Here is a 24,108-nt window from a genome sequence, read left to right as displayed (position 1 = left end):
TTTGTTGCCGCAGCAGTGGTGGCTAACTGCGGTAGCACTTAAACGCTTGACATATAGATGGGGCCGCTAAGACCGATTTCAAGCCTGCTCATCAATAGAAGGCGAAACCGGCGCTGGCGTCTTGCTGACCACGACCATGGCCGGACGCAGCAGGCGCCCATTGAGCAGATAGCCCTTCTGGAAAACCTTCAGCACACTGTTTGGCTCGACGTCGGCACTTTCCTGCATCGCCATGGCCTGGTGGTGCTCGGCGTTGAAGGGTTCGCCATGCGGATCAAGGGTTTCGAGCTGATAACGCTTGAGGGTGTCCTGGAACATCTTCAGGGTCAGCTCGATGCCTTCACGCATCGGACGAATGTTTTCGTCATCCGGGTTGGACAGCTCCAGGCCACGCTCCAGGCTGTCGATGATCGGCAGCAGGTCGCCGGCGAAACGCTCCAGGGCGAATTTATGAGCCTTCTCTACATCTTGCTCGGCGCGACGGCGAACGTTCTGCAGGTCGGCTGCTACACGCAACGCCTGGTCCTGCGCACCGGCCAGTTGCTCCTCGAGCACTTGTACACGTGCCGCCAGGTCTTCACCGGAATCCTGGGAAGCCTGATTGGCGTCTAGATTTTGCGTGTCCTGCGTCTGTTCGTCAGCCATAGATTTCTCCTCTCAACTTCGTCCGCGAGCTCAACTCGCGCTTCTGCCCCGGTATATGGGGTCGGGTTTTTCAGCTTCAAGGCCCATCTGACGAATTAGCCTTACAAAAAACAGCTGCATAACCATTCCCCGTCGCGCTAAGAAAATCATTTATCCAAGCAAATCGAGCTAAGCGAAGACATTGTCAGGCCAAAACAAAACACTGTATAAATAACCAGACCTAAAGCCTGGGAGTGGCCTTATGCTGGTGCACCTGTCCGTACACAACTACGCCATCGTCGAACACCTCGACCTCGAACTTGATCGAGGCATGAGTGTGATCACCGGTGAAACTGGCGCAGGCAAGTCGATCATGCTCGATGCCCTGGGCCTGACGCTGGGCGACCGCGCCGACAGTGGCGTAGTGCGCCCCGGAGCGGACAAGGCCGACATCCTGGCGACGTTCGACCTGGTCGACATCCCCGAGGCCAGCGCCTGGCTGGCCGAACGCGACCTGGACACCGACGGCCTGTGCATCCTGCGCCGGGTCATCACCGCTGAAGGCCGCTCCCGCGGCTACATCAACGGCACGCCCTGTCCCTTGGGCGACCTCAAGGCCCTCGGCGAGCTGCTGATCGACATTCACAGCCAGCATGAACACCAATCCCTGCTCAAGACCGACACCCATCGCCGCTTGCTGGATGAATACGCCGGCGCCACCGACCTGGCCCGACAGGTCCAACTGGCGGCCCAACGCTGGCGCCAAACCCGGCAGGAACTGGATCGACTCTCCAACTCCGGCGACGAACAGCGCGCCCGTCACCAGTTGCTGAGCTATCAGCTCGAAGAGCTGGAGAACCTGGCCCTGGGTGAAAATGAACTGGCAGAACTGGAGCAGGAACACAAGAACCTGACCAACGCCGAAACCCTGCTAGGCATTTGCCGGCAAGTGGTCGAACAATGCAGCGAGAGCGATTCGGGCAATGTGCTCAATGCGCTGACAGCGAGCTTGAACCGACTCTCCAGTGTGAACAATTCGGTGGGCGCGCTGAACGAAGCGACGAACCTGCTGACGAGTGCGCAGATCCAGGTCGAAGAAGCCGTCGGGGAGCTGAATCGGTTCCTCGATCATTTCGATGCCGACCCGGCCCGCCTGCAGTACCTGGAAGAGCGCCTGGACACCATCTATACACTGGCGCGCAAGCACCGCATCCAACCGGCCGACGTTGCCGAACTCCAGCAGCGGCTGCTGGAAGAGCTGGAAACCCTGAACGCCAACGATGAATCCATCGAGCGCCTGGGGGATGAACTGGCTTCTTATGCCCGTCATTACCAGGAAAAGGCCAGGGAGCTCAGTGAACTGCGGCAGCACGCCGCAACAGGGCTGGCCAGCGCCGTGGAGCAAGAAATCCAGCGCCTGGGCATGCCCGGCGGGCGCTTCACCATCGAATTGCGCCCCAACGCTGGCGACGAGCTCCAGCCCAACGGGCTGGAGCAAGTGGAACTGCTGGTCAGTGCCAACCCCGGACAACCGCTCAAGGCCCTGGCCAAAGTCGCATCCGGCGGCGAACTGTCACGAATCAGCCTGGCCATCCAGGTCATCACCGCGCAGACCTCTCGCGTGCCGACGCTGGTATTCGACGAAGTGGACGTAGGCATCGGTGGCCCAACCGCGGAAATTGTCGGCCAGTTGCTGCGCCGACTGGGGGAACGCGGCCAGGTACTGACGGTGACTCACCTGCCTCAGGTCGCCGCCCAGGGGCACCAGCATCTATTTGTGCATAAGGTACGCGGCGAGGATGCCACTCGCACCGCCGTGTCCAAGCTCAACAAAAACGAGCGCGTAGAAGAAGTGGCGCGAATGCTCGGGGGCATCGACCTCACCAAGGAATCCCTGGCCCACGCGAAAAAAATGGTCGTTACCGCAAAAACCTGAGAACGGCAGAAAGCACGAAGGCGACCCTGGGGTCGCCTTCGTTCGTTTCGCGAACCGTAATAGTCCGCGCGACATGCTTACTTTTTCTTGCGTACGTACAGCACAAGATTGTGATCAACCATCTCGAAGCCGTACTTGTCGACGATTGCTTTCTGCAGCCGCTCGATTTCTTCGTCGAAGAATTCGATCACTTCACTGGTCTCGACGTTGACCATATGGTCGTGATGCTTGCCGTCGTCCAGCTCGAAGACCGCATGGCCTCCGTCGAAGTTGTGCCGCACCACCAAGCCAGCTGCCTCGAACTGGGTCAGAACACGGTAAACCGTGGCCAGACCGACGTCCTCACCAGCCTCCATAAGCGCCTTATAGACATCTTCAGCACTCATGTGGCGTTGCTCGGCGGAATCGAGCATTTGTAGAATCTTGACCCGTGGCAGGGTCACTTTGAGGCCGGCTTTGCGTAGTTCGCTATTTTCAACCATGGTCAGCTTTCTCGCGATGCTGCTTCGCAGCTTCTCTTAATGCGGGTATGATCGGCGTTTACGTTGTCCCAGCCAAGATAGTGGAAGTCGCCCACCGATGCAAAACACCAAGCTCTTGCTAACCAGTTTCACCTTTGTGGGACTGCTCGCACTCGCCGGTTGTTCATTCCCCGGGGTTTACAAAATCGACATCCAGCAGGGCAATGTCGTCACGCAGGACATGATAGACCAGTTGCGCCCGGGAATGACCCGCCGGCAAGTACGGTTTATCATGGGCAACCCCCTGCTGACCGACACGTTCCATGCCGATCGCTGGGATTACCTATACAGCTTGCAGCCAGGCGGCGGTGAGCGCCAGCAGGAACGCATCAGCGTTATCTTCAGCCCCAACGACCAACTCGTCAGCCTGTCAGGCGATTTCATGCCTGGCGTGAGCCGTGACGAAGCCATCTTGGGCAAGGACAGCGACAACACCGTTACCGACCCGACCCAGAAGGCCGAACAGCCGAAACCGGAAAAACCGGCCAAGCCAGGTTCGTTGCTGGACCAGATCCAGAAGGATGTGGACAAAGTCGAGACCGTACCAGTCCCGACGCCAGAGCCCCTGGACACCTCGCCGCAATAAATGGCGGCATAAAAAAACCCGGCATGCCGGGTTTTTTATTGCCTGTCATTCAAGCCAGGTTATTGCTCCGATTGGCGTGCCTGGGCAGCCTTGGCCGCGCGCAGGCGCCGAATTTCCTTCGGATCGGCCAACAACGGGCGATAAATCTCCAGTCGATCGGCCGCCTGCACCACCTGATGCTCTGGATCGGCAACCAGCTTGCCAAAAATCCCCACCGGGCAAGTCGTCAGATCCAGCTCCGGAAACACATCGGCAATACCCGATGCCGCCAGTGCGGCGCGAACACTCGCGCCCTCCTGCACCACGCAGGTGCGCAAGACCTGACGCTCCGCCGAGGCATACACCACTTCTATCTCAATCAACGCTTGAGCTCTGCATTCTGCTTGGCCCGCTGGCAGAACGCATCGACCAGGGTATTGGCGGCCTGATTGAACAGCGGCCCCAGCGTCGCCCGCACCAGAGGGCCGGCGTAGTCGAACGACAAGTCCAGGCTGATCTTGCAGGCCTTTTCACCCAGCGGCTTGAACACCCAGACACCGTGGAGCTGATTGAAAGGCCCTTCCTCCAGATTCATCTCGATGGACTGTCCCGGCACCAGCGTATTGCGCGTGACGAAGCGCTGGCTCAAGCCGCTCTTGGCAATGTTGAGGCTGGCGCGCATATGGGTTTCAGAGCTTTCCAGCACCTCGGCCGACGAGCACCACGGCAAGAACTCCGGGTAGCTCGCCACATCGTTGACCAGGTCATACAGCGCCTGCGCCGGGTAGGGCAGCAAGGCCGAGCGTTGAATATGTGTCGTCATGTAAGCGTCACTTCCACAGCTGGGCGGCAAACACTACAAGAATGCCGATGGGCGCCACATAGCGCATCAAGAACAGGCTCAAGCCGAACAATACCGGACTACGCAGCGACAGCTCATCACGCACTGCTTCACGCCCCATGATCCATCCTGCAAACACTACGAAACACAAACCACCCAATGGCAGCATGATCCGTGAGGTGAAGAAATCAATCACGCCGAAGAAATCCAGCCCTCCGGTTGCGCCCCACTGGTAGAGATGGAACAGCCCGTCTTCGTTCACGAAAAACTTCGCCTGCTTCCATATATTGAAGGAAAACACCGTGCCCAGGCCGACAAACCAACAGGTGAAGGCCAGCCAGAAGGTTACCCAGGCACGACTGAGCCGGGTCCGTTCAACCAAGTAAGCCACCATGGGTTCCAGCAGGGAGATGGCCGAACTCCAGGCCGCGATGGCCACCAGGAGAAAAAACACCACGCCCATCACCTGGCCGAACGCCATGCTGCCAAAGGCAAAGGGCAGGCTGACGAACATCAACCCTGGCCCCTCGCTCGGATTCAGGCCGGCAGCGAACACAATCGGAAACAAAGCCACGCCCGCCAGCAGCGACACGAAGGTGTCCAGCAGTGCGACGCCGAACACAGTTCGGGTCAGGGAGGCATTCTTGGGCATGTAGGCGCCATAGATCATGATCGAACCGACCCCGACGCTCAGGGAGAAAAACGCATGCCCCATGGCCGGCAGCAGACCGTCCAGGACTTTCTCCGGCTGGAAGTCGAACATGAAATGCACGCCCTCCATGAAATGCCCGGTGGTCATGCTGTAGCCCAGCAGCACCAGGATCATCACGAACAGCAACGGCATCATGATCCGCAGGCTGCGCTCAAGCCCGGCCACCACGCCCCGGGCAATCACCACCGCCGAGAGCACCATGAAAATCGTGTGCCAGAGGGTCAGCCTCCAGGGATCGGCGATCACATTGCCGAAGTAGGCGCCCACCTGATCCGGCGTGGCCCCTTGGAAATCCCCGCGCCCCATGTCGATGATGTAGTCCAGGGACCAGCCACCGACCACGCTATAGAAAGACAGGATCAACAGCGCCGTGATCATCCCGGCGAAGGCGCCCCACGACCACTTGGTCGAATGGCCAGCCTCTACCGCCAGCACCTTCAGGGCATTGGCCGGGCTTTGCCGGGCCCGACGTCCGATCAGGGTTTCGGCCAGCATCACCGGTGCGCCGATCAGCGCGATGCACGCCAGGAACATCAATACGAAGGCGCCGCCACCGTAGACGCCGACCATGTACGGAAACTTCCAGATACTACCCAGCCCCACGGCAGAACCAGTCGCCGCGAGTATGAAGACCCAGCGGCTAGCCCAACTGCCGTGGACAGAAACCTTGTCTGTCGACATCGTGATCACGCCCAAGCGTTCAAAAAAGAGGCCGCATTGTCCGGGATTCACTCAACGTGCTCAAGCACGCTGCTTCACCGTAGCCGACACGCACGCAACTGCCTATAATGCCGCCCCTATGGCTAAACAGAAGAAACACCCCACAGGGACCATCGCGCAAAATAAAAAGGCGCGACACGATTACTTCATCGAACAACGTTTCGAGGCTGGCATGGTCCTGGCCGGCTGGGAAGTAAAGAGCTTGCGTGCCGGCAAGGCGCAACTGGTCGACAGCTATGTGCTGCTCAAGGACGGCGAAGCCTGGCTGCTGGGCAGTCATATCACGCCGCTGACCACCGCCAGCACCCACGTGATTGCCGACCCGGTGCGCTCGCGCAAATTGCTGCTCAACAAGCGCGAGCTGGAAAAACTCTTCGCCTCGGTGCAACAGAAGGGTTACACCTGCGTCTGCACGTCGTTGTACTGGAGCAAGCACTTGATCAAGTGCGAAATTGCCTTGGGCAAGGGCAAGAAGGAATACGACAAGCGCGATACCGAACGCGAACGCGACGCCGGCCGCGAGCTACAGCGTGCGGTGCGCAACAAGGGCAAGGAAGACTGAGTCTTTCGTCCTTGAGACCGCTATCGCGAGCAAGCTCGCTCCCACACCCGATCACGGCGATACACAATCTTGTGTTCACTGAAGATCCAATGTGGGAGCGAGCTTGCTCGCGATGACGGCGACACATTCAGCATTGATGGGTCAGACTGACCGCTTTCGCGAGCAAGCTCGCTCCCACAGGCTTCGCAAGCACGCTCACATCCCCTTGCGCCGCTCCGCCCGCGCCACGCGCTGCACTTCCTGACGCACCTCTTCCAAAACTTCCTGCACATACAAGATATGCCGGCTGGACACTTCCCGCGCCTGTTCGGCGTGCCCGTCCATGATGGCCTGGTACAACTCCCGGTGCTGGCTGATCAGCATGTCGCGGGTTTCACTGCGCTGCTTGTACATGCCGCCGATGTTGGTCACCACGTTGCGCTTGAGCAGGTCGAACAAGCCGCGAATCGTGTGCAGCAACACCGCGTTATGACTGGCCTCGGCGATCGCCAGGTGAAACCGGGCATCCGCCGCGCCCTCCTCCGCCCGGCTGACCTCGTCGTGGCGCGAGTAACAATCCTGCAGCGCGTCGAACGCCGCCGTCAGCCGCTCACGGTCCACATCCGTGGCCCGCTGCGCCGCGTAATAAGCACAGGACGCTTCCAGGGTGTGACGGAACTCTAGCAAGTCACGCTGCGCTTCGGGATTGCTTTCCAAAAGCTGCAACAGCGGATCACTGAACGTCGAGCCCAGCGACTCCACCACATAGTTGCCGCCGCCCTGGCGACTGACCAACAAGCCTTTGGCCGCCAGCTTCTGGATCGCCTCGCGCAACGAAGGGCGTGACACACCGAACTGCTCAGCCAGGGTCCGTTCGGCCGGCAGTCGCTCACCGGACTTGAGCGTGCCCTCAAGGATCATGCCTTCAAGCCGCTCGACAATATCGTCAGACAAACGGCGCTGACGAATCTGATCAAACCCCATAACTCAATTCTCCACGATCCCGACCGCTCGCCGGGCCCTCTATTCTGGCCGATCCGGGCGTTATCCACACCCCGTAAAAGCCGTTTCTACCCACGGATCAGATGCCATCTGCACCGCTTATTCGACGAAAGTTTTCAGGGCGGCAAATTGACACACGACAACCAAGGCTTTTACCCTAGCCAACAGCGATTGTAAATTGGTATTACCAATTAACCAAACCCGCTGGCAGTGCCTGACCAACAACAATTAGGGGCCCACCCATTATGCAAACCTGGCAACAGCTCTACAGCCCGCTCGGCAGCCTCGGCTTGTCCGCACTCGCAGCCGTCATTCCCATCGTATTTTTCTTCCTGGCCCTGGCGGTGTTTCGCCTCAAGGGACATGTGGCCGGCAGCATTACCCTGGCCCTGGCGATTGCCGTGGCGATTTTCGCGTTCAATATGCCCGCCGACATGGCCTTCGCAGCCGCCGGCTATGGTTTTGCCTACGGTCTGTGGCCCATCGCCTGGATCATCGTCGCCGCCGTATTCCTCTACAAACTGACGGTCAAGAGCGGCCAGTTCGAGGTGATTCGCAGCTCGGTGCTGTCGATTACCGATGACCAACGCCTGCAAGTGCTGCTGATCGGCTTTTGCTTCGGCGCGTTCCTGGAAGGTGCCGCCGGTTTCGGTGCCCCAGTGGCGATCACTGCCGCCCTGCTGGTCGGATTGGGCTTCAACCCCCTGTATGCCGCGGGCCTGTGCCTGATCGCCAACACCGCCCCGGTCGCGTTCGGCGCGTTGGGCATTCCGATCATCGTGGCCGGTCAGGTTACCGGGATCGACGCCTTCAAGATCGGCGCCATGACCGGTCGCCAGTTGCCCTTGCTGTCGTTGTTCGTGCCGTTCTGGCTGGTGTTCATGATGGACGGCCTGCGCGGCGTGCGGGAGACCTGGCCAGCAGCGCTGATGGCCGGTTTGAGCTTCGCCATCACCCAGTACTTCACCTCCAACTTCATCGGCCCGGAACTGCCGGACATCACCTCCGCCCTGGCCAGCCTGATTTCCCTGACGCTGTTCCTGAAAGTCTGGCAGCCCAAGCGTACCGCCGGCGCCCAGATTGCCGGCGCCACCTCCAGCGCAACGGTCACCGCCAGCGCCGGCGGTTTCGGCCAACCGCGCAGCACCGTGGCTTCGCCCTACAGCCTGGGAGAAATCATCAAAGCCTGGTCGCCGTTCCTGATCCTGACCGTATTGGTGACGATCTGGACCCTCAAGCCGTTCAAGGCAATGTTCGCTGCGGGCGGTTCGATGTACGGCTGGGTGTTCAACTTCGCCATCCCGCACCTGGACCAGATGGTGATCAAGGTCGCGCCCATCGTGATCAACCCCACCGCCATTCCGGCCGTGTTCAAGCTCGACCCGGTTTCCGCCACCGGCACAGCGATTTTCTTCTCCGCACTGATCTCGATGCTGGTGCTGAAGATCAACATCAAAACTGGTCTTACCACTTTTAAAGAAACACTGTTCGAGCTGCGCTGGCCGATCCTGTCCATCGGCATGGTGCTGGCATTCGCCTTCGTCACCAACTACTCGGGCATGTCGTCGACCATGGCCCTGGTGCTGGCCGGCACGGGCGCGGCGTTCCCGTTCTTCTCGCCGTTCCTGGGTTGGCTGGGCGTGTTCCTGACCGGTTCCGATACGTCGTCCAACGCGTTGTTCAGCTCGCTGCAAGCCACCACCGCGCACCAGCTCGGCGTCAACGACACCTTGCTCGTGGCGGCCAATACCAGCGGCGGCGTGACCGGCAAGATGATTTCGCCACAATCGATCGCGGTGGCCTGCGCGGCGACCGGGCTGGTGGGCAAGGAATCGGATCTGTTCCGTTTCACCCTCAAACACAGCCTATTCTTTGCAACGATTGTCGGCCTGATCACGTTGGCCCAGGCCTACTGGTTTACCGGCATGCTGGTTCATTAAGTCCTACACGCAACACTGAAAAAACCGACGCCGAACCGTGATTCGGCGTCTGCTATTCACCACCGGGTCTGCAAGGCTGCTGAAAGATTTCCTGTCTATATTCAGCAGCCTCAGCGGACGGATAACCGGGACCACCCGGAGACACGCCTGATGAGCGAGCTTTTTTACAACGCCGTGCCGAACGCGACCCGTGTCGCCCCGCCATTGCCCGAGCCTCGGCAGTACCCCCGCGAGAAACCGCAAAGGGTCTACCTGTTCGGCACTTGCGTGGTGGACCTGTTCTATCCCGAAGCCGGGATGGATGCGATTCATCTGCTGGAGCGCGAAGGAATCCGGGTGGACTACCCGCAAGGGCAAAGCTGCTGCGGCCAACCGGCCTACACCTCGGGCTACACCGAGCAGGCGCGGACGGTGGCACGGGCGCAACTGGCCCTGTTTGCCGAAGATTATCCGGTGGTCGTGCCCTCGGGCTCCTGCGCCGGCATGCTGCGCGAGCATTACGCCGATCTGTTCAAGGATGAGCCCGACACGCTCAAACAGGTTCAGGCCCTGGCGGCCCGGACCTATGAACTGGCTGAATTCCTGCTGTTCGTCTGCAAGGTGCAGTTGAACGATAGCGGGGAACCCGTGAAAGTCGCGCTGCACACGTCCTGCTCGGCACGGCGTGAAATGAACACCCATCTGCATGGCCGTGCGTTGTTGGCGCAGCTGCGCAATGTGGAGCGAGTTGAACACAGCCACGAAAGTGAGTGCTGTGGGTTTGGTGGGACCTTCAGCGTTCGCATGCCGGATATTTCCGGCGCGATGGTGGCTGACAAGACCCGAGCGCTGAAGGAATCCGGCGCGCACAAGGTCATCAGTGCCGATTGTGGCTGCCTGATGAACATCAACGGCGCACTGGAAAAACAGCAGGAAGCGTTACGCGGCCAGCATTTGGCGAGCTTTCTCTGGCAGCGTAGCGGAGGTGTGGCATGAGCACGCCGACGCTGATTCCGACCGTTGAAGTGCCGAGTGAGGCGCAGGAAGACTTTCGCGCCCGGGCCCACAAGGCCCTGGACGACACGCAACTGCGAAACAACTTTCGCAGCGCGATGGATTCACTGATGACCAAGCGGGCAGCGTCCTTCAGCGATGCCCACGAAAGAGAACACCTGCGAGTGCTGGGCAATGCCGTCCGCGCCCGTGCGTTATCCAAGCTGCCCGACCTGCTCGAGCGACTTGAAACCAACCTGACCCGCAACGGTGTGAACGTGCACTGGGCGGAGACGGTGGACGAAGCCAATGGCATCGTCCTCTCGATCATCCGCACTCACGAGGCGCGGCAAGTGATCAAGGGCAAATCGATGGTCAGCGAAGAGATGGAGATGAACCATTTCCTCGAGGCTCGGGACATTGAATGTCTTGAGTCCGACATGGGGGAATACATCGTCCAGCTCGACCACGAGAAGCCTTCACACATCATTATGCCGGCGATCCACAAGAATGCCGGTCAGGTCGCGTCCTTGTTCCACGACAAACTTGGCGTGGAGTACACCAAGGACGTTGACCAACTCATTCAGATCGGTCGCAAGGTATTGCGGCAGAAATTCTTCGAGGCCGACATCGGCGTCTCCGGCGTCAACTTCGCCGTCGCCGAAACCGGCACGCTGCTGCTGGTGGAAAACGAAGGCAACGGACGCATGTCCACCACCGCGCCCCCCGTGCACATCGCTGTGACCGGCATCGAAAAAGTGGTGGAGAACCTGCGCGATGTCGTGCCACTGCTCTCGCTGCTGACCCGCTCGGCCCTCGGCCAGCCCATCACCACCTACGTCAACATGATCTCCGGCCCGCGCAAGCCTGAGGAGCTGGACGGCCCCCAGGAAGTCCACCTGGTCCTGCTCGACAATGGTCGCAGCCAGGCGTTTGCCGACAGCGAATTGCGCCAGACGCTGAACTGCATTCGCTGCGGCGCCTGTATGAATCATTGCCCGGTCTATACCCGAATCGGCGGCCATGCCTACGGCGAGGTGTACCCGGGGCCTATCGGAAAAATCATCACGCCGCACATGGTCGGCCTGGCCAAGGTGCCGGACCACCCGAGCGCCTCTTCGCTGTGCGGTGCCTGCGGTGAAGTGTGTCCGGTGAAGATTCCGATCCCGGCTTTGCTGCGGCGGTTGCGGGAAGAAAACGTCAAGGCGCCGGACAGCCCCCATCAGGTGATGCGCGGCCAGGGCAGCAAATACTCGCCCAAGGAACGCTTCATCTGGAATGCCTGGGCTCGGCTCAACAGTTCGCCACGGCTGTATCGGCTGTTCGGCTTCCTCGCCACGCGCCTGCGCGCCCTGACGCCCAACAACGTCGGCCCCTGGACCCAGAACCACAGCGCCCCCAAACCCGCCGCCCGCTCATTGCATGACCTGGCTCGCGACCACCTGAACCAGCAGGGAGACCGCCGATGAGCGCCAAGGACAATATCCTCGCCAAGCTGCGTAAAAGCCTGACCGGCGCCACGCCGGTTGCCGACAATTTCGATGTCGAACTGGTGACGCAAACCTACCGCTATGCGCCCGAGGAACGCATCCCGCAATTGCGCAAACTGATGGAAGCGGTGCACACCGAAATCCACCTGACGTCCGACGAAGGCTGGCCGACCCTGCTCGCGCAATTGCTGCGCGACCGTCAATTACCGAGTCTGCTCATCGCCCCGACCACCGCGCACGGGCAAAAAATCACACAGTTCTGGGCGAACAATCCGGACCTGCCAACCCTCAAGGCCTACGACCGCCCGGTAGAAGAGTGGAAAGCCGAGTTGTTCAACGACACTCCCGCCAGCCTCACCGGGACCCTTGGCGCCATCGCCGCCACCGGCAGCCTGATTCTCTGGCCAACCCGGGAAGAACCGCGGCTGATGAGCCTGGTGCCACCGGTGCATTTCGCCTTGCTCAAGGCCAGCGAGATCCGTGACAACTTCTATGAAGTGCAGCAGGAATTCGAGTGGGCCCAAGGCATGCCCACCAACGCCCTGCTGGTATCGGGCCCGTCGAAAACCGCCGACATCGAGCAAGTTCTGGCCTACGGCGCCCATGGTCCGAAGGATCTGGTGGTTTTGATTCTGGAGGACCAATGACCCTTCCGGCCTCTTTCCTACACGACGTTCAACAACTGATCCCGCAGAAACGCCGTTTCGACGATCCGCTGTCGACTTTGGCCTTCGGCACTGATGCCAGTTTCTATCGGCTGATTCCGAAACTGGTGGTACGCGTCGAATCCGAAGATGAAGTGATTGCCCTGCTGAAACTGGCCCAGCGCGACCAGGTACCCGTCACCTTCCGCGCCGCCGGCACCAGCCTGTCCGGGCAAGCCATCAGCGACTCGGTGCTGATTGTGCTCGGGGATAACTGGAACGCTCGCGAGATCCGCGCGCAAGGCACGCAGATTCGCTTGCAGCCCGGCGTGATCGGCGCCCAGGCCAACGCCTGGCTGGCCCCATTCGGGCGCAAGATCGGCCCAGATCCGGCGTCGATCAACGCCTGCAAAATCGGCGGCATCGTCGCCAACAACGCCAGCGGCATGTGCTGCGGTACGGCGCAGAACACCTATCACACCTTGGCCGGTATCCGCCTGGTACTGGCCGATGGCACGCGCCTGGACACCGAAGACGACAACAGCGTGGCGGCTTTTCGTACAAGCCATGGCGAACTGCTGGAACGCCTGGCGACTCTGGGCCGCGAGACCCGCGCCAACACTGAACTGGCTGCGCGAATTCGACATAAATATCGTCTGAAAAATACCACCGGCCTGTCACTCAATGCCCTGGTGGATTTCGACGAGCCTGTGGATATCTTGAGCCACCTGCTGGTCGGCTCCGAAGGCACCCTCGGCTTCATCAGCGCGGTGACCTACAACACCGTTATCGACCATCCGAACAAAGCTTCGGCGCTGATCGTATTCCCGGACGTGGAAACCTGCTGCAACGCCGTCACTGTGCTGAAAAGCCAACCAGTCTCGGCCGTGGAGCTGCTGGACCGCCGCAGCCTGCGCTCGGTGCAGGACAAACCGGGCATGCCGAATTTCGTACAGCATCTGTCGATCAATGCCTGCGCCTTGCTCATCGAATCCCGCGCCGCTTCCTCGTCTTTACTGCAAGAACAACTGGTCCGGATCATGGCTTCACTGGCCGGTTTCCCGGTGGAAAAACAGGTCGACTTCACCGAAGACCCACAGGAAAACGCCCGGCTCTGGGCGATCCGCAAAGACACCTTTCCAGCGGTGGGCGCGTTCCGTAAAACCGGGACTACGGTGATCATCGAAGACGTGACCTTTCCGGTGGAACAACTCGCCATTGGCGTAAACCGCCTGATCGAGCTGTTCGACAAACATCACTACGACGAAGCGATCCTTTTCGGACATGCACTGGAAGGCAATCTGCACTTCGTCTTCACCCAAGGCTTCAACAACCCTGAAGAAATCGCACGCTACCAGGCGTTCATGGATGACGTGGCGCAGTTGGTGGCGGTGGAATTCGGCGGCTCGCTGAAAGCCGAGCACGGCACCGGGCGCAACATGGCGCCGTTCGTCGAGCTGGAATGGGGCAGCGATGCCTATCAACTGATGTGGCAGCTCAAACGCCTGCTCGATCCCAACGGCATCCTCAACCCGGACGTGGTGCTCAGCGAGGATCCGCAGATCCACCTCAAGCACCTCAAGCCGCTGCCGGCCGCCGATGAGATCGTGGACAAGTGCATCGAGTGTGGTTTCTGCGAACCCGTGTGTCCGTCCAAGGACCTGACCTTGAGCCCGCGCCAGCGCATCGTGATCTGGCGGGATATCCAGGCGAAGAAACGCGCCGGTACGGACACCGCCGAACTGGAACAGGCCTATCAATACCAAGGCATCGACACCTGCGCCGCGACGGGCCTGTGCGCACAACGTTGCCCGGTAGGCATCAATACCGGCGAGCTGGTGAAAAAACTGCGCAGCCGCGACGCGACGAAGACGAAAACCGCTAACTGGATTGAAGGAAATTTCGCCACCACATTGCAAGGCGCGCGCTTCGCCCTGCACGTCGCCAACGGTGCGCGGATGCTGCTAGGCGCCCCCCGCCTGGCGAAACTGTCGGCTTCGTTGACGCGACTGTCCAAAGGCCAGGTCCCACAGTGGACCAACGCCATGCCCCAGCCGGAAAAGGCCATCCGTTTCAGCCCTACCGTGTCGGACGAACGCCCGCGCGTGGTGTACCTGGCGGCTTGCGTATCGCGGGTCATGGGCCCGGCGGCCGACGATAAAGAGCAGATGTCGCTGTATGAAAAGACCCAACGGCTGCTGGAAAAAGCCGGCTACCAAGTCGTCTTTCCCGACAACGTGGACAGCCTTTGCTGCGGCCAGCCTTTTGCGTCCAAAGGCTACGCCGAACAAGCCGAGCACAAACGCCAGGAACTGATCGGCGCGCTGCTGCACGCCAGTCGCGGTGGACTCGATCCGATCTATTGCGACACCAGCCCCTGCACGTTGCGCCTGGTCCAGGACCTCGGAGAGGTGCGCCTGGATCTGTACGACCCGGTGCGCTTCATCCGCACCCATCTGGTGGACCGTCTCGATTTCATCCCCCAGGAGGCGCCCATCGCAGTGCACGTCACGTGCAGCACCCAGCACCTTGGCGAAAGCCAGGCGCTGATCGACTTGGCGCGCAAGTGCAGTAAAAACGTGGTCATCCCGGAAGGCATCCATTGTTGCGGTTTCGCCGGCGACAAGGGTTTCTCCACACCAGAGCTGAACGCCCACTCGCTGCGCTCACTGAAGGACGCGGTACAGCATTGCAGCGAAGGGATTTCCACCAGCCGCACCTGTGAGATCGGTCTTACCCAACATGGCGCAATCGACTACCACGGGCTGGTCTACCTGATCGATCGGGTCACCCAGGCCAGGGCGATCTGAAGAAAAATAGAACCCTGGCGCACGGGCACAGTCCACTGATCAAGTCCCGCAAATGCGGGACCTTCCAAAAACTGGTAGCCGTCCTGATGGCCAGCGATGTCTGGGCCCTCAGTTCAAGGAGAGACACATGAAACGCTCTGTACTGCTAGGTCTGTTCGTCACTGCCTCCATGCTGGCGTCGTCTTCGTTTGCCGCCGATCTCTGTGATACCAACCTGAAAACCATCGAGAACGCGAAGACCCAGTATCAGGGCTCGGATATCGAGGCTAAAGTCGAGGCCAGCATCCAGCAAGCCAAGGCCCATCAAGCCCTGAACACCAAGGAAGGCACCGAGAAATGCATCTCCGAGACCACCCAGACCATCCAGGAGATCCAGAAGGTCAGCAAAGACGGTAAAAGCTCCTGACCGCTGGGCCAACCTTCGGGTTGGCCTCAGACGCGGATTGGCGTACACTGCACATGCCTGCTGCTCCTACAGATTCATGGAGCGACAGGTTCGGGGCCGTTTAGGATTCGACGCCGGTTGCGAAACTTTAGGTGCATGCCGAGTTGGTAACAGAACTCGTAAATCCACTGTTGCAACTTCTATAGTTGCCAATGACGAAAACTACGGCCAGGACTACGCTATCGCTGCGTAAGCAGCCTTAACGCCTGAGCTTCTGGTACCTTCGGGTCCAGCAATCACGAGGGGATGTCCGTAAACCCAAAGTGATTGTCATATAGAACGGAATCGCCGTGCAGTACGTTGTGGACGAAGCGGCTAAAACTTACACAACTCGCCCAAAGCACCCTGCCCGTCGGGTCGCTGAGGGTTAACTTAATAGACACGGCTACGCATGTAGTACCGACAGCGGAGTACTGGCGGACGGGGGTTCAAATCCCCCCGGCTCCACCATTTCATCATCTAAAGACGTCCACGGACGTCTTTTTTTGTGGCTGGAATTCAGTAAATACGGGGTTTCAGGGCTATTGGCTTCCACAGAAGCTTTTTGAGTTCCAGGCGTTTTGGTATCCCATTTGGAATCCCGAGCCCACTGGTGCTATTTTTGGGATACCAAAACGGTGTCAAAGGTAGCTCTCATGCCTACTAATGCAGCCCGCCTATCAGACCGCCAACTCAAGGCAGTCAAGGCAACAGGAAAAGACTTCGTTCTCACTGACGGCGACGGCCTTCAACTCAGGGTCAGAGCTAGTAGCACATCGAAAGACGCCCACGAACGCCTTTTTTGTGCCTGAAACCCAGTAAATACAAAACCTTAAGCCCCATCAAGCTCCATAGCACCTCACACAGATCCATTCTGAAAAATGTACTCCAAGCCTGGGACTTGTGAATTTTGTCATCCACGAACAGCGTTGAAGTACCCATCGATACGACGAGACAACAGTGCACCGGCCTGTGCGGGTAATGGCTTACCACATGCCGCCCATGCCAGGGACAGCGCGCTCGTCTTACTCACGCCTTGCGGCGCCAACATCAAGCGTGCGGGTGCGTCTCTCGCCGTCCAATTGTTCAGGACCAGAAATCCTCAAGTCACGTTGATAAAGGCGTCCTTGCGTTTGCAGCGAGTCAGCATTTGAGCTGGCGCATCGCCAACAACGGTAGCAAAATGCCACAATCTCGCTAATATCGCTTCGAAGAGATCTCCATGAACGACTTGACAAGTCCCAATTAAAGCTTGTCTGCCTCATGCCGATATCGTGCAGTAGATCTTATCGCAGGCACTCACGCCTACACGCACAAGGAAGTTGCGAATGTCTGTGGCCCTCCTGACTTATCCCCGTCTCATCGCTCTTCTTGTATCCCTCGGCCTTGCCGCTGAACGACTGTCCGCAACCCGGCTGACGTCGCGGTGAGTGCCTCCACGCCGCTGCTTATACGATCCAGATGTCATGTGCGACACAATTTGTCGTATGCATGTTCGACATTGACTCGTCTTGTTTTACATCTAACCAGCGAGAGATATCCCCATGCATGAGTCCTTCTGTCCGTCGCAGAAACGCTCGAAGAAACCCACTCTGTTTTTGGCCATCGACATGTGGGGGATTGAGGGTGAGTACGCCGACGGAAACTGGCATGTCCTGCTTCACAGGTTTGCTCTGGACTGGAGCAAGGAACATCCGGACCAAGCACCAGCAACGCTATGGTCAAGTGTTCAACCCTGCAGCCTTTTCGCCAATGGATCGTCTTGCTACGTCTCCGGCAGTTCTAGGTTGCCCGATGCGTTTTTTCAGCAACTAGAGAGCTTTCTACGCTCAGAGTTCGGTAACTGCGCCCGTATTGGTGGAGAAATCCAAGTCAATCCGGATGAGTGGCGGGTGTACCTGCACTTTGAGAACGGCGCAGTCTGGGAGAAATACAACGGCTATGAATGGAGGGAGCTCAAGTTGTGAAACGACTGGAGCCCCTCCCCCACAACGATGCCCATAAACGTTTTTGATATACGTAAGGATTCGTACTGATCATGTTGAAAACCCAAAGCACTTATCTCAACTATCTGAAATCCATTCTGCCGCTCATTGTAGAAACCTCGATCCAGCCCGATGAGGTGACTCGGCTGCAGAACGATATCGAACATACCGAATTGCTCGTCCCCGTCATTGGTGCGTTCAGCGCCGGCAAGAGCAGCTTGCTGAATGCTTTCCTTGGCGAAAACGTCCTAGGTATTGGCCTGACTCCCGAAACCGAGTTAGCCACTGAGTTGCGATACAGCAATGACCCGCATCTCCTGGCCATTCGCCTGGATGGCAGCAGTGAACGCCTGGACGTCAGCGCTCTTGCCGGTATCAAGACACGCGCCAACGAGTTCACTCACCTTCAGTTGTATCTGGATAACCCGCGACTCAAAGCCTCGCCCTCACTGGTGCTGGTTGACATGCCCGGGTTCGGCTCCTCATTGGCCAACCACAACAAAGCGATCGCGTACTACCTGCCCCGTGGCGTGCACTTCATCGTGGTGACCAGCGTGGAAGACGGCAACATCACTCAGTCGATGTTGCGTCAACTGGATGACCTGCAGACTTACGGGCGTGATTTCACGTTCCTGCTGAACAAGGTCAACCTGCGCTCGGACGAGCAAGTGCAAGAGGTCGCGGAGTTGGTCGACGAGCAGATCCGGATCAACTTTGTCGACACGCGCCCCCTGGTCAAGGTGGGGCTCGACGGTGAAGTCCAGCTGGGCGAAGTGCTTGCACGCCTTCAACCCGAACAAATCGTTCGCCAGGTGTTTGAAGATCGATTGAAAGATCTGACCCATTCACTGCTTAGCCAGATCAACCTTGCGCTGACCTCACTGAAAAAAAACCAGGCCGAAAATCAACATGCCTTGAGCGAGCTGGCCAATGGTATTCGGCAGATCGAGCGTAAACGCGACGGCATTCTTGAAGACCTGCGCGACAAGCAGCTGGACCGTGCCGTAGACAGCTGCCTCAATGCGGTCGGCCGTGAACTTGATAACGCTCAGTCGGAATTGGTCAGTGCCGGCCTGGCGGGTAATCAGGACGCTTTCTCGCGGATCGTATCTGAAGTGGTCCGAAGCTCGATGACCCGTACCATCAAGGAGCGGATGGACATTCTCAGCCGCTCCGTCGTCACCGACTTTGCGCAAGCCGTGGGTGACCTGGGCAAAAGCATGGGCCAGTTCAGCAATGATCCTAACTGGCTGGGTCAGATCACCGACAGGATCAACCGAACCCTGCACAAAACCGGAGAGACCCTGGGCCACTGGAGCAAATCGCTGGCCGAGCGCAATACACACGAACTGGAAAGACTGAAAAAAGAAAGCGGCTGGAAGGAAGGAAACCCGCTACCAAAAGTGAGTTATCAAGGCCTGGCCACCGTGCTGGCAGTCACTACATCGGTAGTCAATCCGCTGCTCGAGCTGGCCATCATCTTCCTTCCGCAAATTCTGGCTTTCTTCAATGAGGGGCGTCAGCGCGAGCAACTCCGGCAAAAAGTGATCAATGAAGTCATTCCTTCGGTTAAACGGGAATTGCGTGATCGTCTGCCCGTTTTGCTCGCCGAACAGATGGAAGTACTGGTAACCCAAGTCAGCGTGGAGTTCGAGCGCGAAATCGGTGAAAAGCAGAAGCTCATTGATGAACTGGTCGCCAGCCGCAATCACGATGCCGAGGCGGCCGAGCATCAGATCGCGCTGCTGACCCGCGCCAGAGAACAACTGCAACAACTCGCCAAACAAGCCCTCTACGAGTCGCAGCAATGAACGCACAGCACGTCCTGGATCTGAACCAACGCCTCCATCAATGGATGGAAAAGTACAACCCGGAGCTGGAAAAAGACATCGCTCAATGGCTACGCAAGCATGCCATCGACCGGACCGAGGACCTGAATAAGGCCTTCAGCAAACTGGCCGAAGAGAATCGTTTGCTGCAGATCGGCGTCGTGGGTCGAGTCAAGGCCGGCAAGTCTTCATTGCTCAACGCCCTGATCTTCGACGGTCATGCGATTCTGCCCAGGGCTGCCACCCCGATGACAGCTGCGCTGACCACCCTGACCCATGGCGACACCTTTGGTGCCGAGGTTCAGTTCTACAGCGCGGCTGACCGGGAAAATATCGAGCAAAACGCCCTGCGTTACGAGCAACGACTTCGCGAAGAAAAGTCTCGCGCCTACGAAACGCTAAGCCAGCGTCGTCAGCGCAGTGGCCGACACGTTGAAGACGAACAGTTCCATGCCGACGTCGAGAAAACTGCCCGGCGAGCCCTGCAAGGCGAACATGCGCTGGCGGCCGCCCATGACCAGTGGCAGAGCATTCGCAGCTCCAGTGTCGATTTCAAATCCCTCGACAGTCCGGGCCGCCTGCAGGCAACTGATGCTCAGGCATTGGCCGACAAGTTGCTGGAGTATGTTGGCGTCGGAGGCAACTACATGCCGTTGACCAAAAGCGTAGATATCTTCCTGCCGCTGGACTCCTTGCGTAACGTGCGCATCATCGACACCCCGGGATTGAACGACCCTGTGCAGTCTCGCGAGGAGCGCACGACCGCCCTGCTCAAGAACTGCGATGTGGTCTTTATCGTCAGCCCTGCCGGCCAGTTTCTCAGTGAGCAGGACATCGAGATGATGAGCCGGATCACCCAGAAAGAGGGCGTCCAGGAACTGGTGTTGATCGCCAGCCAGGTCGACAATCAACTGTATGGCAGCGACACCCGCCAGCCTACGCTTCAGGGATCGCTGGACAAGATCACTCAGACGCTCAGCGCGCACATGGTCGATACCCTGCAGCGCTTGAAGGTCCAGCATCCGGAGATCGGTGCGACTTTCGACAACCTGATCGATAACGGTGCTGGCAAGGTCCTGCACACCTCGGGCATGTGTCACAGCCTTTCGGTACGTTTTGACCAACAAGGCGAATGGGACAGCGGCGAGCAAAAGGCGTGGGAAAACCTTCAAGCGAATTACCCTGACTTCTTTACGCCAGAGCATACCGAACGTTGCCGAGGCAATCTCGACCTGCTGGCCAACACCGAAGCGCTGCGGGCGGTGCTAGACAGCGTCCGCGCGCAGAAGGACCGCATTATCGAAGATCGACGCGCGGAACTCATTCGCGCCAAATCCTCGGCAATGGAAGCGTTCCGGGCCGACTTGCTGAACTTTACCCAGGCCAAGTATCAGGAAGTCCGTAATGCCGATATCGAGGACCTGAAGACTCAGCGGCGCAAGCTGTCCAGCTTGATGACAGTGGGTGCCTATGAGCTCGATGGGGTCTTGAACAAATGCGTCGAAGAGTTCCGCGAACAATTGGAAGCGGTTCTGTTCAAAAAACTGGAAAAAGCCTATGGCCTCACGCAGACGGCGGTAGATGCGTCGGTGGAAGAAAAAGAAGATAAGAGGGAGGTGGTGCGCGACAGTCTCGCCGCCAAAACAGCGAATTGGTTGTGGGGGGGCGGTCTTGAAACTCGTTCTTACACGGTATTCAAACTGTTCTGGGGCAAGGTCTATACAGCACTCGAGGATTTCGTCGAAGGCCTGGCAGATACGCTCAGAGCCTCGAGTAAATCACTGACTGACGAGTTCCGCGAAAAACTCGTCAGGGAGTCGACCAAAGCAGCCAGGCAGCATCTTGGCGAAGACATGGACCCGGCACTGATCATCCATACCAGCCAAGGTCTGGTGTCAAATTTCACGATTCCGGCGTTTGAGCTAAACAGCCAAGAACTGCGCAAGCTCAAACGCAGCGGTACGTGTTTGCGAGATGACGAAGCGCGAGACTTTCTCGATGAGGCCAACCATCTCTTGGACAAACTCAAGAGACAGGCCAAACAGCAAATACGTTTTTTCAAGAAAGACGTCACTGAAAACCTGCCTCCTTCCTATGGCAAAGCCTTCTTCCAGGACATGCAAGACCGTATCGAACAGCTGGAAGAACAGGTCGGCAATGCGTTGCTTACCCTGGACCGCCTGCAACGCATGGCCAAGGAACTGGAGGCGGCATGAAGACTGAATTGTTTCCTTCGGAGCTGACCACCCAACTGGATAAATTAGGCCAATTGTTCATTCGGCGTCGCAAGCGGCTGCGTGACAGCGTGGTCGAAACGCTCCTGGCTGCGGATAATCAGCACGACGTGTTGACCCGAGAATACCAGGGTACCGTGGCGCGTCTTGAGGCCCTGACTGCCGACCATGGACAACTGATCGAGCGCCAGGCCAACACCGCCGCCGAGCTGAACGACACCCGGCAAGCCTTGCATGAGGTGCAGCAGTCGCTGGAGCAGGCCAATACTGAGCATAAACAGGCTCAGCAGACGGCGCGGCTGCGCTTCGACAGCTTGTCGACGCGGCATGCGGACCTGGTGCAGGAACGTAACAGCATCGAAGACGCTCGCCAGATCCTCGAACACAACCTCGAGCAAACACGCCTTGAACTGAAAGCCCGTACCGAAGCACTCAACGCGTCGGATCAGCGGAACGAAGCACTGACCCAAGAGCACCGAAACACCCTGGAGCATCTTGGCACCCTGACAGCGGAACATGGGCAACTGACCGAGCGCCAAGCCCGCACCACTGCCGAGCTGACCAGCACCCGGCAGGCACTCGAAGGCGAACAACAAGCGCTGGAACAGACTCGCCAGGAACTGCAAGCCAGCATTGGGGCGCACGAAACACTGCGACAGATCCATGAAGAGGAACAGCAACAGCACGCTCAGCTCGCGGAAGAATTTCAGGCATTGAATCAGCGGCACGGGGATACCTGGACGCGCTTTCAGCTCATTTCCCGGCTACTCGCCGCTCGTCCTCGAGAAAGTGCTGGGCTGGCCCGTTTCAGAGAGTTGCTGGCGAACGATTACATGGTGTTCGCAGACGGTGAGTCGTCCCTGGCTGCCGAAGCCAAAGCCCTCACGATGTTGCAGTCGATCCAGCAGGAACTGGCCTTGCTCGTAGGCTTCCCAGACGTTCATGAGCGCACCATCGTCGGCATTGTCGGTGGTTTCAGCAGTGGCAAGTCCGAGTTCATCAACAGTTTCATCCGTGACCCCGAGGTGCGCCTGGCGGTCGGTATGCAGCCAGTCACCGCTATTCCCAGCTACGTGCTGGCGACAGATGAGCGGATGATTCGCGGATACTCCGCGAACGGTGGTCATATCAAACTGGACGTGGATTTCTACAAAAGCATCTCCCATGCCTTCATCAACTCGTTCAGTTTCGACTTGAAGAGCCTGATGCCGTTCATGTGCGTGGGTGTTCAGATGAACCCAGAGTACTTCAGCAACATTTGCTTCATCGACACGCCCGGCTATAACCCGCCGGCGACGGCGGCCGAACATAGCCAGGGAGACAAACGCACCGCCATCCAGTTTGCCCAGCAGTCCGACGCGATCGTCTGGCTGATCGGCCTCGACTCCAACGGCACAGTACCTGACTCAGACCTGGAGTTTATCCATCAGATCGGCGTCGATCAGCGGTCGGTCTATATCGTTCTGACCAAGGCTGACCTCAAATCCGAAGACGACATCGAATACGTCATGGATGAGGTCCAGGACATTCTACAATCGGAGGGAATTGCTGTCGCCGGGATCAGCGCGTATAGCTCCACCCTGCGCACCGAAGTGGCTTATCGGGACGTGCCACTGCTGGAATATTTCTCCCGGATCAACCTGCAAGGGGATGCACGTCAGCACCTGGATGGGCGCCTGCGCGAAGTGTTCTCGATGTATGACGAGGCCATTCAGGCCGATATCAGCGCGATGCGCGCGCAAAAAACAGCCATCAATGGACTGCGGCTCGACAGCCTGGAAATCGGTGGCAAGGATGTTTATGAGCGAATGCTCGGCCCCATCGACAAACTCGACAGCAAGCTGGATACAGCACCTTTGGAGCGCTGGCTCAAGGAGTCACGGCGCCTGTTCGAGGCCTTCAACGATGCCGTCCGGCTGACCGCGCAAGTGCCTGAAACCGAGGTGTAGGAGCGGATGTGGCGCCAGCCCTTTCGCTGCGCGAACCGATCATAGAATCATCACTCACACTCACCATTCGTAGAGAGCACACCGTGCCGGATAAATGCATTTGAAAAGGATGACTCATCATCCAATTCCGACACCTGCTATCCGGCCGTGCAGGCTTGGGGCGGCGACCCTCAATCCCTGCCACTGGCGGCCTTGCGCCAAACATCATTCTCCCGCTCCATTCGCTTGTACTTCTGGTAAAGATCGACGCTCTTTTTGAGCACCACGACCAAACCCACGGTTGCCAGTACATTCTTCAGCATTGCCATTCCTCTGCGGTCCATGTTGTGGGCTCCAGACTGAGACACAGGCACGACAAATTGTGTCGGG

The 24,108-nt window shown here is 58.6% G+C and carries 20 protein-coding genes and 1 other RNA gene; 14 read left to right on the top strand and 7 right to left on the bottom strand.

All coding sequences use genetic code 11. The features are described from left to right. Positions 1 to 78: 78 nt before the first annotated feature. Complete coding sequence (grpE, locus tag BT116_RS05870) at positions 79 to 645, bottom strand: nucleotide exchange factor GrpE (RefSeq protein ID WP_013692249.1); 567 nt, start codon at positions 643 to 645, stop codon at positions 79 to 81. A gap of 241 nt (positions 646 to 886) precedes the next feature. Here grpE and recN point away from each other — a divergent pair, with 241 nt between their 5' ends. Next, positions 887 to 2,560: a DNA repair protein RecN gene (recN, locus tag BT116_RS05865; RefSeq protein WP_072341058.1), complete on the top strand. Its 1,674-nt coding sequence runs from the start codon at positions 887 to 889 to the stop codon at positions 2,558 to 2,560. Positions 2,561 to 2,637: 77 nt separating this feature from the next. Here recN and fur read toward each other — a convergent pair whose 3' ends face one another. After that, positions 2,638 to 3,042, bottom strand: coding sequence for a ferric iron uptake transcriptional regulator (gene fur, locus BT116_RS05860; protein ID WP_003197684.1), 405 nt, complete (start codon positions 3,040 to 3,042; stop codon positions 2,638 to 2,640). A gap of 97 nt (positions 3,043 to 3,139) precedes the next feature. Between fur and BT116_RS05855 the strand changes: the two genes are divergently transcribed. Further along, complete coding sequence (locus BT116_RS05855) at positions 3,140 to 3,667, top strand: outer membrane protein assembly factor BamE (protein ID WP_072341055.1); 528 nt, start codon at positions 3,140 to 3,142, stop codon at positions 3,665 to 3,667. 59 nt (positions 3,668 to 3,726) lie between these two features. Here BT116_RS05855 and BT116_RS05850 read toward each other — a convergent pair whose 3' ends face one another. Genes BT116_RS05850 through BT116_RS05840 form a run of 3 tightly spaced genes read right to left on the bottom strand, consistent with a single transcriptional unit; the run spans position 3,727 to position 5,880 of the window. Next, entirely contained in the window at positions 3,727 to 4,029 is a 303-nt protein-coding gene (locus BT116_RS05850) for an RnfH family protein (protein ID WP_072341052.1), read from the bottom strand. Then, entirely contained in the window at positions 4,026 to 4,469 is a 444-nt protein-coding gene (locus tag BT116_RS05845) for a type II toxin-antitoxin system RatA family toxin (RefSeq protein WP_024617726.1), read from the bottom strand. The genes BT116_RS05850 and BT116_RS05845 overlap by 4 nt, the downstream gene beginning before the upstream one ends. 7 nt (positions 4,470 to 4,476) lie before the next feature. Further along, positions 4,477 to 5,880, bottom strand: a complete 1,404-nt coding sequence (locus BT116_RS05840; protein ID WP_072341268.1) for a sodium-dependent transporter — start codon at positions 5,878 to 5,880, stop codon at positions 4,477 to 4,479. 118 nt (positions 5,881 to 5,998) lie between these two features. Between BT116_RS05840 and smpB the strand changes: the two genes are divergently transcribed. Continuing rightward, a complete protein-coding gene (smpB, locus tag BT116_RS05835; RefSeq protein ID WP_042730880.1) occupies positions 5,999 to 6,481 on the top strand; it encodes an SsrA-binding protein SmpB in 483 nt (160 codons plus the stop codon). A 195-nt stretch (positions 6,482 to 6,676) separates the two neighbouring features. On the opposite strand, the gene BT116_RS05830 is transcribed toward smpB, so the two are convergent. After that, entirely contained in the window at positions 6,677 to 7,444 is a 768-nt protein-coding gene (locus BT116_RS05830; protein ID WP_072341049.1) for an FCD domain-containing protein, read from the bottom strand. Between the two features lie 263 nt (positions 7,445 to 7,707). On the opposite strand from BT116_RS05830, the gene BT116_RS05825 reads away from it, so the two are divergent. The 11 genes from BT116_RS05825 to BT116_RS05775 all read left to right on the top strand — a co-directional run bounded on the left by BT116_RS05825 (position 7,708) and on the right by BT116_RS05775 (position 23,739). Next, positions 7,708 to 9,402: a lactate permease LctP family transporter gene (locus BT116_RS05825; RefSeq protein ID WP_072341047.1), complete on the top strand. Its 1,695-nt coding sequence runs from the start codon at positions 7,708 to 7,710 to the stop codon at positions 9,400 to 9,402. 150 nt (positions 9,403 to 9,552) lie between these two features. After that, entirely contained in the window at positions 9,553 to 10,377 is an 825-nt protein-coding gene (locus BT116_RS05820) for a (Fe-S)-binding protein (RefSeq protein WP_072341044.1), read from the top strand. Then, positions 10,374 to 11,843, top strand: a complete 1,470-nt coding sequence (locus BT116_RS05815) for a LutB/LldF family L-lactate oxidation iron-sulfur protein (protein WP_072341041.1) — start codon at positions 10,374 to 10,376, stop codon at positions 11,841 to 11,843. Before BT116_RS05820 ends, BT116_RS05815 begins: the two co-directional genes overlap by 4 nt. Next, entirely contained in the window at positions 11,840 to 12,511 is a 672-nt protein-coding gene (locus BT116_RS05810; RefSeq protein WP_072341038.1) for a LutC/YkgG family protein, read from the top strand. Before BT116_RS05815 ends, BT116_RS05810 begins: the two co-directional genes overlap by 4 nt. After that, entirely contained in the window at positions 12,508 to 15,318 is a 2,811-nt protein-coding gene (locus BT116_RS05805) for an FAD-binding and (Fe-S)-binding domain-containing protein (RefSeq protein WP_072341035.1), read from the top strand. Before BT116_RS05810 ends, BT116_RS05805 begins: the two co-directional genes overlap by 4 nt. Before the next feature lie 127 nt (positions 15,319 to 15,445). Further along, positions 15,446 to 15,724: a hypothetical protein gene (locus tag BT116_RS05800; RefSeq protein ID WP_072341032.1), complete on the top strand. Its 279-nt coding sequence runs from the start codon at positions 15,446 to 15,448 to the stop codon at positions 15,722 to 15,724. Positions 15,725 to 15,816: 92 nt separating this feature from the next. Then, positions 15,817 to 16,213, top strand: a transfer-messenger RNA (tmRNA) gene (gene ssrA, locus BT116_RS05795). Between the two features lie 1,073 nt (positions 16,214 to 17,286). Next, on the top strand, positions 17,287 to 17,709 hold the full coding sequence (locus BT116_RS05790) for a hypothetical protein (protein ID WP_072341029.1): 423 nt from the start codon (positions 17,287 to 17,289) through the stop codon (positions 17,707 to 17,709). A gap of 71 nt (positions 17,710 to 17,780) precedes the next feature. Continuing rightward, a complete protein-coding gene (locus BT116_RS05785; RefSeq protein WP_072341026.1) occupies positions 17,781 to 19,538 on the top strand; it encodes a dynamin family protein in 1,758 nt (585 codons plus the stop codon). Beyond that, the gene (locus BT116_RS05780) at positions 19,535 to 21,772 is read left to right on the top strand and encodes a dynamin family protein (protein ID WP_072341023.1); all 2,238 of its coding nucleotides are present in this window, start codon (positions 19,535 to 19,537) and stop codon (positions 21,770 to 21,772) included. Before BT116_RS05785 ends, BT116_RS05780 begins: the two co-directional genes overlap by 4 nt. Then, a complete protein-coding gene (locus tag BT116_RS05775) occupies positions 21,769 to 23,739 on the top strand; it encodes a dynamin family protein (protein WP_072341020.1) in 1,971 nt (656 codons plus the stop codon). Before BT116_RS05780 ends, BT116_RS05775 begins: the two co-directional genes overlap by 4 nt. 170 nt (positions 23,740 to 23,909) lie before the next feature. Here the strand turns inward: BT116_RS05775 and BT116_RS31215 are convergent, their stop codons facing one another. Further along, on the bottom strand, positions 23,910 to 24,062 hold the full coding sequence (locus tag BT116_RS31215; protein WP_170845902.1) for a hypothetical protein: 153 nt from the start codon (positions 24,060 to 24,062) through the stop codon (positions 23,910 to 23,912). Positions 24,063 to 24,108 lie beyond the last annotated feature (46 nt).

Source organism: Pseudomonas sp. NFACC16-2, assembly GCF_900119205.1.
In the GTDB taxonomy this organism is placed as follows: Bacteria; Pseudomonadota; Gammaproteobacteria; order Pseudomonadales; family Pseudomonadaceae; genus Aquipseudomonas; species Aquipseudomonas fluorescens_Q.
This window is presented reverse-complemented; position numbering and strand designations above follow the sequence as displayed.

What these genes read in the sequence shown, in the direction of transcription:
- grpE (WP_013692249.1), bottom strand. Translation starts at nt 645, where the DNA reads ATGGCTGACGAACAGACGCAGGACACGCAAAATCTAGACGCCAATCAG.
- recN (WP_072341058.1), top strand. Translation starts at nt 887, where the DNA reads ATGCTGGTGCACCTGTCCGTACACAACTACGCCATCGTCGAACACCTC.
- fur (WP_003197684.1), bottom strand. Translation starts at nt 3,042, where the DNA reads ATGGTTGAAAATAGCGAACTACGCAAAGCCGGCCTCAAAGTGACCCTG.
- BT116_RS05855 (WP_072341055.1), top strand. Translation starts at nt 3,140, where the DNA reads ATGCAAAACACCAAGCTCTTGCTAACCAGTTTCACCTTTGTGGGACTG.
- BT116_RS05845 (WP_024617726.1), bottom strand. Translation starts at nt 4,469, where the DNA reads ATGACGACACATATTCAACGCTCGGCCTTGCTGCCCTACCCGGCGCAG.
- BT116_RS05840 (WP_072341268.1), bottom strand. Translation starts at nt 5,880, where the DNA reads ATGTCGACAGACAAGGTTTCTGTCCACGGCAGTTGGGCTAGCCGCTGG.
- smpB (WP_042730880.1), top strand. Translation starts at nt 5,999, where the DNA reads ATGGCTAAACAGAAGAAACACCCCACAGGGACCATCGCGCAAAATAAA.
- BT116_RS05830 (WP_072341049.1), bottom strand. Translation starts at nt 7,444, where the DNA reads ATGGGGTTTGATCAGATTCGTCAGCGCCGTTTGTCTGACGATATTGTC.
- BT116_RS05825 (WP_072341047.1), top strand. Translation starts at nt 7,708, where the DNA reads ATGCAAACCTGGCAACAGCTCTACAGCCCGCTCGGCAGCCTCGGCTTG.
- BT116_RS05820 (WP_072341044.1), top strand. Translation starts at nt 9,553, where the DNA reads ATGAGCGAGCTTTTTTACAACGCCGTGCCGAACGCGACCCGTGTCGCC.
- BT116_RS05815 (WP_072341041.1), top strand. Translation starts at nt 10,374, where the DNA reads ATGAGCACGCCGACGCTGATTCCGACCGTTGAAGTGCCGAGTGAGGCG.
- BT116_RS05810 (WP_072341038.1), top strand. Translation starts at nt 11,840, where the DNA reads ATGAGCGCCAAGGACAATATCCTCGCCAAGCTGCGTAAAAGCCTGACC.
- BT116_RS05805 (WP_072341035.1), top strand. Translation starts at nt 12,508, where the DNA reads ATGACCCTTCCGGCCTCTTTCCTACACGACGTTCAACAACTGATCCCG.
- BT116_RS05800 (WP_072341032.1), top strand. Translation starts at nt 15,446, where the DNA reads ATGAAACGCTCTGTACTGCTAGGTCTGTTCGTCACTGCCTCCATGCTG.
- BT116_RS05790 (WP_072341029.1), top strand. Translation starts at nt 17,287, where the DNA reads ATGCATGAGTCCTTCTGTCCGTCGCAGAAACGCTCGAAGAAACCCACT.
- BT116_RS05785 (WP_072341026.1), top strand. Translation starts at nt 17,781, where the DNA reads ATGTTGAAAACCCAAAGCACTTATCTCAACTATCTGAAATCCATTCTG.
- BT116_RS05780 (WP_072341023.1), top strand. Translation starts at nt 19,535, where the DNA reads ATGAACGCACAGCACGTCCTGGATCTGAACCAACGCCTCCATCAATGG.
- BT116_RS05775 (WP_072341020.1), top strand. Translation starts at nt 21,769, where the DNA reads ATGAAGACTGAATTGTTTCCTTCGGAGCTGACCACCCAACTGGATAAA.
- BT116_RS31215 (WP_170845902.1), bottom strand. Translation starts at nt 24,062, where the DNA reads ATGGACCGCAGAGGAATGGCAATGCTGAAGAATGTACTGGCAACCGTG.